At 41.5% G+C, this 14,553-nt stretch carries 8 protein-coding genes; 7 read left to right on the top strand and 1 reads right to left on the bottom strand.

From position 1 onward, the window contains the following. Positions 1-275: 275 nt before the first annotated feature. The 5 genes from thrA (at position 276) to DUT70_RS21215 (ending at position 6,745) form a co-directional block, all read left to right on the top strand. Positions 276-2,723, top strand: a complete 2,448-nt coding sequence (gene thrA, locus DUT70_RS16085) for a bifunctional aspartate kinase/homoserine dehydrogenase I (RefSeq protein WP_113648376.1) — start codon at positions 276-278, stop codon at positions 2,721-2,723. Between the two features lie 119 nt (positions 2,724-2,842). After that, a complete protein-coding gene (locus DUT70_RS16080) occupies positions 2,843-3,829 on the top strand; it encodes a homoserine kinase (RefSeq protein ID WP_113648375.1) in 987 nt (328 codons plus the stop codon). A 93-nt stretch (positions 3,830-3,922) separates the two neighbouring features. Next, the gene (thrC, locus tag DUT70_RS16075) at positions 3,923-5,227 is read left to right on the top strand and encodes a threonine synthase (protein ID WP_113648374.1); all 1,305 of its coding nucleotides are present in this window, start codon (positions 3,923-3,925) and stop codon (positions 5,225-5,227) included. A gap of 317 nt (positions 5,228-5,544) precedes the next feature. Continuing rightward, a complete protein-coding gene (locus DUT70_RS16070; RefSeq protein ID WP_113648533.1) occupies positions 5,545-6,342 on the top strand; it encodes an META domain-containing protein in 798 nt (265 codons plus the stop codon). A gap of 244 nt (positions 6,343-6,586) precedes the next feature. Then, complete coding sequence (locus DUT70_RS21215) at positions 6,587-6,745, top strand: hypothetical protein (RefSeq protein ID WP_205529820.1); 159 nt, start codon at positions 6,587-6,589, stop codon at positions 6,743-6,745. On the opposite strand, the gene DUT70_RS16065 is transcribed toward DUT70_RS21215, so the two are convergent. Further along, on the bottom strand, positions 6,746-7,888 hold the full coding sequence (locus DUT70_RS16065) for a putative sensor domain DACNV-containing protein (protein ID WP_113648373.1): 1,143 nt from the start codon (positions 7,886-7,888) through the stop codon (positions 6,746-6,748). 306 nt (positions 7,889-8,194) lie between these two features. Between DUT70_RS16065 and DUT70_RS16060 the strand changes: the two genes are divergently transcribed. Together DUT70_RS16060 and DUT70_RS16055 are read left to right on the top strand one after the other, a co-directional pair. Continuing rightward, entirely contained in the window at positions 8,195-11,758 is a 3,564-nt protein-coding gene (locus DUT70_RS16060; protein WP_113648372.1) for a choice-of-anchor Q domain-containing protein, read from the top strand. A gap of 14 nt (positions 11,759-11,772) precedes the next feature. Then, on the top strand, positions 11,773-14,553 hold a 2,781-nt coding region (locus tag DUT70_RS16055), incomplete at its 3' end, for a choice-of-anchor Q domain-containing protein (RefSeq protein ID WP_205529819.1).

Genomic DNA, 14,553 nt, shown 5'->3' with positions numbered 1-14,553 from the left:
TTTCACAACACACAATTAAAAAAATTAAAAAATTCACCAAAAACATTTGCATTTACAAAAAATAATATCCTTATTTGCAGTGTATAAAATACACCAACAATAGAAATGATTTTTAACTCATCAATTATTACCACCATTATTATTACCGGAGGCAAAAGCTATCGGGAGCAGTAACGTTGTGTAAAATTGAAAAACATAAAAAACACAAAAAGGCGCTCCCGATCATTCGGGAGCGCCTTTTTTTTTAAACCACTGAAAACTAATAAAATAAACGAATGAAAGTCCTCAAATTTGGCGGTACATCCGTAGGTACCTCCGAGAACATTAAAACACTGCTAAAACTAGTACAAGAAGAAAGAAAGCATGCCAATCCGGTAGTTGTATTATCGGCCATGAGCGGAGTAACCAATCTTCTTCTAGAAATGGCAGACCTAGCCGAAAAAGGCGAAAACTATCAGGAACAACTTAACGGCATCGAGAAAAAACATTTCGAAGTTGTTAAAGCGCTATTACCAGCAGCCGCTCAAAACCCAATTCTAACCAAATTAAAAATCCTTTTCAACGAATTGGAAGATGCCTTGCAAGCAGTGGCTAGCTTAAAAGAATTGAGCTTACGCACCAAAGATTTTATTGTGAGCTTTGGCGAAAGATGTTCGAACATGATGGTGAGCCACATCGCTACACAATATTTCGACAATTCATTGTTTGTGGATGGTTCTCAGCTAATTAAAACCGACAGCAACTTTGGCAATGCCAGAGTTGATTTTGCACTAACCGATGCACTGATCAACGAATTTCACGAGCAACACAGCGACAAAGTTCTATTCGTAACTGGCTTTATCGCCAGCACTAACGATGGTAAAATAACCACTTTGGGTCGCGGCGGCTCCGACTATACCGCAGCCATTTGGGGCGCAGCTTTAAACGTCGCTGAAATTGAAATATGGACTGATGTGAACGGCATGATGACCGCCGATCCTCGCATCGTTAAAAAAGCTTTTTCATTGGATGAACTGAGCTACATTGAAGCCATGGAATTGAGTTATTTTGGTGCCAAGGTCATTTACCCGCCAACCATGGTACCTGCTTTCGCCAAGAAAATTCCTTTGGTCATCAAAAACACTTTCGAACCTGAATTTGCAGGCACATTCATTCGTAGCAATATCAAACCTTCAGATTTACCCATCAAAGGAATTTCCTCTATCAATCATATCAGCATCATTAATTTGAGTGGTAGTGGTATGGTTGGCAAAGCTGGCTTTAGCGGACGCTTGTTCTCTTTACTTTCAAGGGAACAAATCAACGTAATCTTAATTACCCAATCTTCATCAGAGCACAGCATTACTTTCGCAGTTAATCCTCCTGATGCAGCCAAAGCAGTGACCATCATCAACAAAGAATTTGAATTAGAACTAGCTGCTGGAAAACTGGCTTATCCAGAAGTAGAAGGTGATTTAGCGGTATTGGCCATTGTTGGCGAGAACATGAAACGTACGCCAGGCATGAGCGGCAGATTGTTCCACGCACTGGGCCGTAACGGGATTAACGTTAGAGCCATTGCGCAAGGTTCTTCTGAATACAACATTTCGGTAATCATCAGTAAAGATGACTTGGCGAAATCTCTAAACGCAGTACACGACGCTTTCTATACCGATTTGAAACGTACCTTAAACGTATACTGCTTGGGAACAGGAAATATCGGAAAGACTTTATTCAAACAAATTAAAGATCAAACCCAATTCCTAGCAGAGAAAAATGATTTACAGGTTAAAGTAGTAGGCATTGCCAATACCCGAAAAATGGTATTTGATGCGAATGGCTTTGACCTAGACCATTGGGAAGCCACTTTAGAAGAAAAAGGCGAGCAAGCCAACCTATCAGAATATGTGGCCAAAATGCAATCGCTCAACTTGGCGAACAGCGTTTTTGTAGACAATACAGCAAGCGAGGCACCAATTCCTTTCTACAAGCAAGTTTTTGAAAGTAGTGTATCCATTGTAGCCTGCAACAAAAAAGGCAACTCTGCGGAATTTGCACAATACAAGCTTTTCAAAGATACCGCTAAAAAACATGGGGTAGACTTCTACTACGAAACTAACGTGGGTGCTGGCCTGCCTATCATTGGCACTTTGAAAAACCTCATGATGAGCGGCGATAGGATTGATAAAATTGAAGCCATCCTATCAGGAACCATCTCTTTTATCTTTAACAGTTTTAAAGGTGACACCGCTTTTTACGACATCGTAAAAGAGGCGCAGGACTTGGGTTATACCGAACCTGATCCACGAGACGATTTGAATGGTAAAGATTTTATGCGAAAAATGTTGATTTTAGCCAGAGATGCAGGTTACCCTTTAGAAGCATCGGATGTTAAAATCGATAACATTTTACCTGAAGCTTGTTTAAAAGCGGATTCGGTAGAAGCATTTTATGAGGAACTAAAAAACAACGCGGCTTATTTCGATAACCTGAAAAATACTGCGGAAAGTGAGAAAAAAGTACTGCGTTATATTGGGAAGATGGAAGATGGCAAAGTAGAAATCAGTTTGCAGATGGTGGGTGAAGACCATCCATTTTATGCCTTATCTGGTGCCGATAATATCATTTCTTTCGTGACTGATAGGTATAAATTCCGTCCGATGGTCGTAAAAGGCCCAGGTGCTGGTGCCGAAGTAACTGCCGCAGGTGTATTTGCAGATATTATTAACGTAGCTACCCCGTAATCAGCAGAGAACCGTCAATGCGAGGCACGAAGCAATCTTACACATGATACAAGATGCCTTAAGATTGCTTCGCAGGCTCGCAATGACGAAACGTTCAATTAAAATATAGAAAATTAAAAATGGACACTTTACAATACAAGAGTGATAAAAAGTCAAACCTACCCGCAGTAGCACTTGGAACAGAAATCAAAGTTTTTGCTCCTGCAACAGTAGCAAACGTAGTATGCGGCTTTGACGTGCTGGGCTTTGCCGTAAACGCTCCAGGCGACGAAGTAGTGATGCGTTTGGTTGAAGAACCTGGCGTTCGCTTACTGAAAATTACTGGCGACGATGGAAAACTTCCGCTTAACAGCGATAAAAATACCGTAAGTGCTTCGGTAAAACATTACTTAGCACATATCGGCCGAGAAGATGTTGGCGTAGAAATAGAACTCCACAAAAAAATGCCCATTGGCAGCGGCTTGGGTTCTAGCTCTGCCAGTACCGTTGCAGGACTTTATGCCATTAACCAACTGATGGGCAATTTACTCACCGCAAAAGAGCTGGTGCCATTTGCCATGAAGGGCGAAGAAATTGCCTGCGGTTATGGGCATGCCGACAACGTTGCACCAGCCATTATGGGTGGTTTTGTATTGGTACGCAGTTACGAGCCTTTGGATGTGATTTCTTTACCAGTACCACAAGGCATGTATGCAGCTATTGTTTATCCAGAAGTGGATGTACCGACTAAAGATGCCCGCCAAATGATTCGCGCAAAGGTGCAGCTAAAAGATGCTGTTACCCAATGGGGAAATGTAGCAGGCTTAGTAAGCGGCTTATTTTTAAACGATTTGGATTTGGTTGGCCGCAGCATGAAAGATGTTTTGGTAGAACCTACACGTTCCATCCTTATCCCCGATTTTGAAGTGCTGCGTAAATTAGCGATGGAAAACGGTGCGGTGGGTTTTGGCATCTCAGGCTCTGGCCCATCGGTGTTTGCCTTAACCAAAGATGAGGAAAGCGCTAAACTGATCACCAAAGCACAACAAATGCACCTACACCAAATCAATATTCAAAGCCAAGCTTACGTGTCTGAAGTAAATACTGAAGGACCTAAAACATTGTAAAAATTGTTACCAGTTTTGTGTGATGAGTTACAGGACTAAATCCATAAACCAACAACTCATAACCGATAACTCGTAACCCACAACCCATAACCAATGCAATTCTATTCAACCAACAATAAAGACTTACGCGTTTCTTTTAAAGAGGCTGTTTTTAATAGCATGCCTTTAGACAAAGGACTATACATGCCCGAGGTCATTCCTCAACTACCTGCTTCTTTCATCGATAACATCGAAAAATATTCCCTAACGGAAATTGCTTATGAAGTAGCATCGGCGTTACTAAAAGACGAGATTCCTGCCGATGATTTGAAAGCCTTAGTAGAAGAGGCTGCCAATTTTGATGCCCCTGCTGTTCCCTTAGATGACAACACTTTTGTTTTAGAGCTTTTTCATGGTCCTTCCCTAGCATTTAAAGATTTTGGTGCCCGTTTCATGAGCCGTGTAATGGGTTATTACCTAAAAGACGGGGAGCAATTACTAGATGTTTTGGTGGCTACTTCGGGTGATACTGGAGGTGCCGTAGCACTGGGCTTCTTAGGCGTGCCCAATACTCGAGTGACCATCCTTTATCCAAAAGGGAAAGTAAGCCCGATACAAGAGCAGCAATTAACTACTCTTGGACAAAACATCAGAGCTATTGAAGTTGATGGAACTTTCGACGACTGCCAAGCTTTGGTGAAACAAGCCTTTGCCGATGAAGAACTCAACCAAAAATTCCGTTTAACTTCGGCCAATTCCATCAACATTTCTCGTCTTATTCCTCAAACATTCTATTATTTCAACGCTTACGCACAACTAAAAAGAAAAGGATTTAAGGAGGTGGTATTTTCGGTACCTAGCGGAAACTTCGGTAACATTGGTGCTGGCCTACTCGCTTACAAAATGGGCTTGCCCGTAAAACAATTTATTGCGGCCACCAACGCAAACGACACCGTTCCGCGTTTTTTGGAAACTGGCGTTTACGAAACCAAGCCATCTGTACAAACTTATTCCAATGCCATGGACGTAGGCGCACCTAGCAATTGGGTCCGCATCATGGATTTATTCAAACAAGATACAAAAGTATTAAAAGAAGTAGTCACTGCTTATCGTTTTACAGACGAGGAAACCCTCGAAGGTATTAAAGACATCGCTGAAAAATACGATTACATTGCTTGTCCACATACTGCGATTGCCTACTTAGCTGTAGAGAAATTTAGACAACAGACTGAGGATGAAAGCGCAGCAGTATTTTTATCTACCGCCCATGCTTGTAAATTCCCAGATATTTTCCCACCATTGTTAGCTTCTAAAATCGAAATTCCTCTTTCTGTAGAAGAATTAAGCGGCAGAACAAAACAAGCAGACGAACTAAAAACAGACTTTGCTGGTTTTAAAAGCTATTTGCTGCATCACTAATATAAACTTCAGGCGGAACTCACTTTCCGCCTGAAATTTACACATACTCTCCAAAAATCCAGAAATTAGGACTATTCTACGATGATATTTCTGGCTTCTGTAAGATCATTATTAAAAGTAAGTCGAGTCCGCTATCTGTCTATGTGATTCATTATATAGCAACCTAAATCGCATCATTTCATACAACCGTTTCTAACTTATTTCTACTCATTTGAATATCGTGGCATCTTTTTTGACCCTAGAGAACAGATTTTACGGAGGATCTAGAATCAGATCCCGTAGAAGTAACTAAAATATTTTTATAACAAATGCTTAACATGAAAAATGCAATCGTAATGAGCGCTCTCGCTATCACAATGAGTTTGAGTAGCTGCGGAATATTCCAAAAAGAAAGTAAAACAGACGCCGCTTCCTCAGAAGTGATTACAGGGAAAAAATGGAAACTGATTGAACTAAATGGCAAACCTGTGGCCGATAAAATCAATGGAAAAGAACCATTCCTCAAACTAGATGACAATGACAAACGATATAGCGCTAGTGGGGGATGTAATGGCATAGGCGGAAGCTTCACCTTATCAGCTAACAATCGCATCAACTTTTCACAAGGCATGTCTACCATGATGGCTTGTCAAGATATGAGCGTGGAACAAGGACTAGGAGCTGTTTTTACGGCTGCAGATAATTATACCATAAAAGATGGAATCTTATCTCTCAATAAAGCACGTATGGCACCGTTAGCAAAATTCAAAGAAGTAAAAGAAGTGGCTTCTTCTAAAGAACAAGCTTTGAACGGAACTTGGGAACTAGATTATATTTCTGGACCTCGTATCGCATTTGATGGTCTTTATCCAAACAGAAAGCCAACCATTACCTTTGATACAGCAGCAAAAAAAGCAAATGGCAATAGCAGCTGTAACAACTATAACACCACCATCAAAATCAACGGCGGAAATCTTAATTTTGGCGCTGTAGCCACTACAAAGATGGCTTGTAAGGGAACTGGTGAGTCTGTATATTTTAAAACCTTAGAAACAATTACCAATTACGACATTAAGGACAACACCTTGCACCTGATTATGGGAGACATTGTCGTGATGCGCTTTCACAAAAAATAATTTTCAAAACACGATTTATAGAAAGCCCTTACCTTTAAAAAAGTGAGGGCTTTTTTTATCAAACCCATAACATAACACCCTTAAAAACAATCTATAAGGCAATAATCTCACGAATTCCCTACCTTGCTTTTTCCATCGCACAGCACACTGTTGATTTCACAAAAATAAAAAACGATAGTTATCCACTTTTCCACACAAATTGGCCTAGTCTTTGTTTATGATATTACAACAAGGAGGAGTAGTCATGATAGCAAACCTACATTCGGCCAATGCCACATTTTATAAAGCTAAATCAAAAAGCACGGTTAAATCCTCTACCTACAAAGAAAGAGTAAAAGCCGACCGTATTGTAATGGTCTTGATGTTGTTAGGCACCATCGCTTTCGCTGTATTTGGCATGTAACTATAGCAATAACGCATCTATGCGTTGAGCCTGTACCATATTCAAAGATTTTGACCAGCTAAAGACGGTAAAATGTCCATCTTGTGAGGCAACTAAAGCCAAAGCACTACGTTGGTCGAAAACAAATTGCGCTGCAGATAAATGTCTTGTCCCTCCTATTTTAGCTGGATGCACCACCACCGCTTCTGCGTTATTAATCGGTTCAGTGTATGAAATCTGATGAATATGCTCGCTACTATTTGCCCTTCCAGTTTTAGCACCAAAAGCCAGCAATTCATATTCGTCGGTAACAATAGTCGCACCATCCACCGCTGTTAACCCCGCCAAATGATCAATTTCTCTTTTCAAAGCGGTTTGCCAAAATATCTCGCTGGCATCACTCCGATCCTTCTTTACCAAATCAGACAAACCTTTAAACGAAGGCGTAAGTGAGTAGCTGATGGGGTGTATTACCGATTGCTTCCAATCATCATTTCCTTGAGGAACAATTAACACGGCACCACCCCTACCATGTGCCCGCATCGAAACGGACAACTGGATCAAAATATTAGCAGAATCGTTCCAATAACTATCGGCCGTAAGATCAAGCAGTGATAATAAAATGCCAGGGCATTCGCCTATTTTTGGGGCACTTTCATTCACAATTTTAATTTGATCCCCTTTTAGCACCGCAACATTGGTGAATTTACCATAACCTGCCATCCTACGATGTTTCACTACCAATAAAGCTGGCTCCGAAACATCAACTACAAAACAATAATTCGGAATATTTAAAGTGGTTCCCCAAATATATAGGTCGTAACCATCGTGCCATACACCAATATGGATTCCTCCACGCTCAACACCAGGGGCCAATTTGGTTAACACCGTCGGATTTAACGGTAAATTCTGTTTAAACAACAATGGCTTAACAGCCTGCTCTGGAGGTAAAAATGCAATCGAAATTTTAGGAGAATGTCCTTCTTCCTTACGTAAGCTACTCCAAAAAGCGGCGTCTAAAATAGCTTCAATTACTCGGGCTGGAGGTTGAGGTGCCAAATCAATTTCTCCCTTAGCACTAGCTTCTGCCAAGTGTTCGGCAAAATGCGTTTCTATGGTAGCTGCAACAATTTGCGCCGCTTGGTAAGTCGCCCTGTTAATCATGTTACTAAGTTATCTATTTGGTTTCGCAAAGTTATCAAGTTAACAATTCCATGTTGTAAAACTAAAGTCAGGATTTTAGAGACTATTTAAATTTCGGCTGAGCTTTTACTTATCAGTCTGAGCCTGTCGAAAACTACTTTTTAAATGATGTTTCAGCAAACTCAACATGACACTTTGTTTATGAAAAGAAATTTAAATAGTTTCCAGAACAACACCCAGAATTTCTATTCTCAATAAAACTGTAACGCTTCTGTAACGCCTAAAATTTGATTGGAAGTACATTAAAGTATCATTTTTAAATCGTCAATGAAAAACCAATCCAACATGATGAAAATCAAAATCACCACACTATTTATTTTTTTAGCATCTTTCAGTTTTGCCCAAACACCCGATGCTAATGGCATTGTTTACGTAAAAAAGGGTGCTACCGGCTCTGGCGATTCATGGGACAATGCCGTGGGCGAGCTTGCCGATGTATTGAAGGTTGCCAAAGCCAATACCGCCATAAAGCAGGTGTGGGTTGCGGGCGGAACCTACAAACCCATGTACAGCCCTTTTGACCATAATTTTGGCGCAGACGATGGCAGGAATAATTCTTTTTTGCTGGTAAAGGACCTAAAAATATACGGCGGTTTTGCGGGGATCGAAACAAACCTTGCCCAGCGCGACCTCTCTGTAGCATCCAATCAGAGCTTTTTAAGTGGCGATGCTAACGGCAACGATGCGGTTACCGGCAGAGGTGAAACATTGACTTTTGCCAACAATGCCGACAACTATTATCACGTGGTGATATCGGCCGGCGATATGGGCACGGCAGAACTTAACGGCTTTAACGTAAAAGGCGGAAATGCCAACTCGGCCATTTTCATAAGACGGCAAATCAATTCTATTGGCGTATCAAACCACTCGAACTTTGGCGGCCTGTACATCAACAATTCATCGCCAACCATAACCCTTTGCCACTTTTCCCAAAACTACGCAACAGGATATGGGGGTGGCATTGGCACTTTTGGCACTAGGGCGCCCATAATAACGCTTTGCACCATTTCTGGAAACAGCGCCAGCCAGGGCGGCGGGATATATCTGGGCGGCCCTTTGGATATCAACAATTGCCTTATTTCAGAAAACCGCGCTACCAATGGTGGCGGGGTTTATATCGACTCTTCGTTGCCAAAACTGGCTTCGTGCAACATTTCGAACAACTATGCCACAACGGGTGGCGGTCTGCACAACACCTCATCGCCCACGGTCATGTCTTGCAGGTTTTCCAACAACAAGGCCGAGCATGGAGGAGGCGTATATATCGATGTTAATTTTAGCAAGCCCAAGTTTGTCAACTGCCTAATGGCCAACAACGGAGGAGGTAGCGGCGGCGCCCTGGAACATAGCTACGAGGCACTAAATACATACACCTTGCTACTTAACTGCACCTTGTATGGCAATTCTCGCGCTACAGGAACCAGTCTGCACATCCCTTGCGGTGAGATAAGGATAGAAAATTGCATTCTTTGGGATAATGGACGGAGAAGCAGGTATGAATACGCAGAAGTTAAGGTAAAAAAAAGCTTGGTAGATGGCGACATCATCAATACATCGTGGGGAAGCTATACAGACCTTATACCAAGGGACAATGTAACCACCGAAAAACTTTTTATAGATGCGCCCAACGGCAATTTTAAGCTAAGACTGGGAAGCCCAGCCATTGGTAGTGGTGATAATAGCCTTTACGAAAATGGTGACGACGAAACCGGCAACAGCAGCTTGGCCACAGACAGAGATGCCGCCGGCAATGCCCGACTATGGCGGCAAAATATCGATCTGGGCGCCTACGAGAACACCAACACGGAAATTTTGTACGTAAAAAATGATGCCACCGGAGAACGCAATGGCGATAGTTGGCAAAACGCGATGCCAGATTTAGCAGATGCACTATTATTGGCAAAGACCCTAGACATCGAAGCATACGGAGCGATAAAAGAGATTTGGGTGTCCAAAGGCACGCACAAGCCAAAATACAGCGCCGAGAGCGGGGCTAATTTTGGTACCAACCAAGGTCGAGACAACGCGTTTTTAATGGTAAGAGGTGTGAAATTATACGGTGGATTTGCGGGTACAGAAACCAGCTTGGCCCAACGGGATTTATCCGTTTCCACCAATACCACCACGCTTAGCGGCGATTTTAACAACGATGACATCATAACCGGCAAAGGGCAAAGTTTAAGCATTACAAACAATAGTGAGAACGCATACCACGTGGTCATATCTGCCGATAATTCGACTGGTGCAGTTCTTGATGGCTTTACCATTACTGGAGGCAACGCAAATACTAGCGCAACCTTTACAGTAAGCGGCCAAACCATTTACAGGACAGCTGGCGGCGGCATGGCGGTGCACGGTGCCTCGCCCAGCCTTAGCAATTTAAAGTTTTACGGCAACAGCGCCAGTATAGCTGGCGGAGGAATGTACAATTACGATGCCTCCCCAAGTCTTAACAAAATTAGCTTCATTAAAAATAAAGGAGGTGCCTTGGGAATGGCATTTAGTCCAACCCTACAGCTTAACGAGGTTAGCTTTAATGAAAACCATGCACTTTATGGTGGCGGAATGGTCATCGATGCCTCTTCTTCACCAATTTTAACCAATGTTAGCTTTACAGGCAATTATGCAAGTATGGGCGGGGCAGTACACAATTCAGGCCCCACCATTTACAACCGTGTAAGCTTTACAGAAAACACAGCTTTAAGCAATGGAGGTGCCATATATAATCCACTAGCATCTCCAAAATTTATAAATGCTAGTTTTATAGGCAACAGTGCCCCAGTAGGCGGGGCAGTGCACAGTTACGGTGCTACGGCAAAACCAGAGTTTACCAATTGTACCTTTAGCGCCAACCAGGCAACAAATGGTCAAGCCATACATGCCACTACCAGCTCGCAAATTACTTTGAACAATTGTATTGTATGGAAAAATACGGGTTTTATAGGTAATAATAATTTAGAGGAAAATAGCGCTACCTATATACTTAAAAATACGCTACTGCAATATTCCGGCAATGGTTTCAACATTAGTTTAGATGCAGCCAGTAGCTCTCTGCGCAATGTCAATCCACTTTTTGCGAATATTAATGGCACAGATAATATAGCAGGCACTGCCGACGACAACTTAAACCTAAAATCTGGAAGTCCAGCCATTAACGCAGGTAATAATACTTTGTATGAAGATTCAGACGGCAATGGTAGTAACAATAGTTTAACCACAGATAAAGACCTAGCAGGCAATCAACGGTTATTAGGTGCCAGCATAGATTTAGGTGCATTTGAAAGTATAAGCACTTTGCCCGTAACACTTTTATCGTTCCAAATTAAGAAGGAAAATAATTCAGCAGTTTTAACATGGGAAACTGCTTCGGAAAAAGACAATGCAGGTTTTGAAATCTTCCGCGCAACAGACGATAAAAACTTTGCAAGCATTGCCACTATAGCTGGAAAAGGCACCACCAACCAAAAAAGCAGTTACATTTGGTACGATCGTCATCCATTAAACGACCTTAATTATTATAAACTGGTACAAAAAGATATCGATGGAAAAACGGAAGAGCTGGGAATTGGAACATTGAACTTCAAGCTCAACAGCGAAGGTGTTTTGCTTTATCCAAATCCAGTTATAGAAAAAGCAAAGGTGTTTTTTGATGAAGGCAAATATAAAAACATCATGCTGTTAGACATCTCTGGAAGGGTTTTACAACGGCAGAAAATTAACCCAACCGAAACGGAAAAAGTGATAGCGATGGATAGCATTCCTAAAGGAACCTATCTATTGAAATTACAGGGCGACACCCAAAAATCAATCGTAAAAATCATTAAAAACTAGATTGTGTCTTAATCATGAAAACCACAACACTGTTTATCTTATTTGTTTTTTCAGCTTGCTTTGGCTTTGCCCAAGCGCCAGATGCCAGTGGGATTTTATACGTTAAAAAGGGTGAAACGGGCAATGGAAGTGCATGGAACAATGCGATTGGCGAATTGGCCGACGCATTAATTGCGGCTAAAACATTGAACGAAACCACTCCAGATCTTGTTAAACAAATTTGGGTGGCCAAAGGAACCTATCATCCGTTGTACAGTGTTAAAGATGCAAATTTTGGTCAAGCCGATGGCAGGTATAATGCCTTCTTATTGCTAGATAAGGTAAAATTGTATGGCAGCTTTGAAGGAAATGAAACTGCTTTATCACAACGTGTACCTTCGAGCCAAAATGTATCAATTTTAGATGGAAGCCTAAATGGGCAAAACTCCTTTCATGTAGTAGTGGCTGTGGGCAATAACCCCGAAAGCTATTTCATTAATGGCTTTACCATTACCAACGGTTATTCATTAGATATTTTCAGTGATCAACTCACCACCATAAAAGGTTTCGAAGTTAATGTGCAGCACGGCGCAGGCATTTACGCCAATGTGAGCATTTCTGCGGAGCAATGTTCGTTCACCAATAATGGATCTGCACTTGGTGGAGGGATTTTCATCAATGGTTCAGGAACTGAAAATGCTTTGATCAATCGAAATATTTTCGAAAATAATTCGGCGATGCGTGGTGGTGGATTATACATTGGCATGAATGCCGAAGTAAGAAACAATTTGATCAACGCAAACGCAGCTGTTTACATGGGCGGCGGCGGAATGTGCATTGCTGGCGGAAACGTAAAGGTTTTCAATAATAACATCACCAATAATAATTCCCAAAACCAATGGGGAGGTGGCATTTATTTATTCAATGGCAATTATACTATCTACAACAACTACTTTAAAGGCAATACCCATAATTTAAGCGATATCGAAGGAACTAGCTATCCTGACATTAATTTTTTACAAGGTACTGTAGATTTTGACTACAACTTTGTACAAAAATATAAAGCTGGAGTCGGGAATAACATCACCACTGGAAGCCTTCAAGATGCAGGCGACCCTAATAGCAACACCATAGGTTATAAAGTACAAGTGGGCAACTTAGATTTTAATGGCAGAAAAAGGGTGCAGGGTGGCAGAATTGATATTGGCTATACAGAAACCACCCATTACATGCCCGATGCTAACGGCGTAGTGTATGTGGACCAAAATACTGCTTTTGATGGCGATGGTTCCTCTTGGGCAGAAGCCGCAAAAGAACTGGCAATGGTTGTCGACAACGCAAAGATCAACAACGATGTTAAAAAAGTTTGGGTTGCAAAAGGTACCTATCTGCCCCAATTTAAATCAGCTTTGCTTAATCAAAATAGTGTGGCTACTACAAACGTTAGCAAAACCTTTGTTTGGACTCCAGATTTAAAGCTATATGGTGGTTTCAATGGGACAGAGGATGCCAGTTCTTTTAATTTAGATAACCGAGATTTTACGATCAATGAAACGATATTAAGTGGGAATTTAAATGGGAATAACACTAACAATGCCCAGCACGTGATCGTTTTAAGTGGGAACATGGGAACAACAGCCGAAATAAATGGTTTTACCATTAGTGAAGGACAAACCTCAGGCGGTTTGTCTGGAATGGACGAAACGGTTAACGGAAATCTCATTAGCTCTCGACACGGTGGCGCCATTTACCTTCATAATGCCTCACTATTAGCTCAAAACCTCATCATCAGAAATAACACCGCAATCAATTCTTTTGGAGGCGGTAACGGCGCTGGCATTTACTTTTTTTCAACCAGTCCAAGTACAACGTTAAAACTCTCGAAAGTTATCCTTAGCACAAACAAAGCCGCCATAGGAGGAGCAGCCTATCACAATGGTGGCACTATCAATTATGAAAATGTAAGCTTAATTAACAATAATGCCGATACTAGGGGCGGGGCATTATACAACGGCAACACTATTGCCTCCTTTGTTAATAATAGTTTTAAGGGGAATAAAGTATTAACGGCAGCAAGCAATTTTGGTGGAGGTGCTATTTACAATGGCAATAGCACTGGCACTACCGTAAAATTCATCAATTCTCTTTTCGTAGAAAACGAGTCGCCTGTTGGTGGTGCCATGACCAACAACGGTAACAACACCTTGGATGTTTCATTAGTCAATTGCACTTTTTATAAAAACATCGCCGTTTCCAATACAGGTAATGCTACTGCAGCTGCAGTACTAATGGTAGGAAGTCCCAAAATTACCATTAGCAATAGTATTTTCTTTGGCAATCAAGTTACGGATGTTGATGATGTAAAAGACATTTCTCCCGCCTCTGCTCAAATTACTTTAAAAAATAATATTACGGAAACCTACGGTGTAAATGATGCCGACAATAATAGGGTTGGTGCTAACCCTTTATTTTTTGATGCCAATACAGGAAATTTTGCTTTGCAAGCTGGAAGTTTGGGGATTAACGCAGGCAATAACGCCCTATATGCCGCCACGGGAAGAGACCTCAATACAGATAAAGATTTAGCGGGAAACCCTCGCTTGAGAGAAGCAAATATTGACCTGGGTGCATTTGAAGAGGTAGGTACTTTACCTGTCACACTTTTATCGTTCCAAATTAAGAAGGAAAATAATTCAGCAGTTTTAACATGGGAAACTGCTTCGGAAAAAGACAATGCAGGTTTTGAAATCTTCCGCGCAACAGACGATAAAAACTTTGCAAGCATTGCCACTATAGCTGGAAAAGGCACCACCAAC

This window comes from Pedobacter chitinilyticus, from assembly GCF_003313385.1.
GTDB lineage: Bacteria > Bacteroidota > Bacteroidia > Sphingobacteriales > Sphingobacteriaceae > Pedobacter > Pedobacter chitinilyticus.
This window is presented reverse-complemented; position numbering and strand designations above follow the sequence as displayed.

What these genes read in the sequence shown, in the direction of transcription:
- thrA (WP_113648376.1), top strand. Translation starts at nt 276, where the DNA reads ATGAAAGTCCTCAAATTTGGCGGTACATCCGTAGGTACCTCCGAGAAC.
- DUT70_RS16065 (WP_113648373.1), bottom strand. Translation starts at nt 7,888, where the DNA reads ATGATTAACAGGGCGACTTACCAAGCGGCGCAAATTGTTGCAGCTACC.
- DUT70_RS16080 (WP_113648375.1), top strand. Translation starts at nt 2,843, where the DNA reads ATGGACACTTTACAATACAAGAGTGATAAAAAGTCAAACCTACCCGCA.
- DUT70_RS21215 (WP_205529820.1), top strand. Translation starts at nt 6,587, where the DNA reads ATGATAGCAAACCTACATTCGGCCAATGCCACATTTTATAAAGCTAAA.
- thrC (WP_113648374.1), top strand. Translation starts at nt 3,923, where the DNA reads ATGCAATTCTATTCAACCAACAATAAAGACTTACGCGTTTCTTTTAAA.
- DUT70_RS16060 (WP_113648372.1), top strand. Translation starts at nt 8,195, where the DNA reads ATGAAAAACCAATCCAACATGATGAAAATCAAAATCACCACACTATTT.
- DUT70_RS16070 (WP_113648533.1), top strand. Translation starts at nt 5,545, where the DNA reads ATGAAAAATGCAATCGTAATGAGCGCTCTCGCTATCACAATGAGTTTG.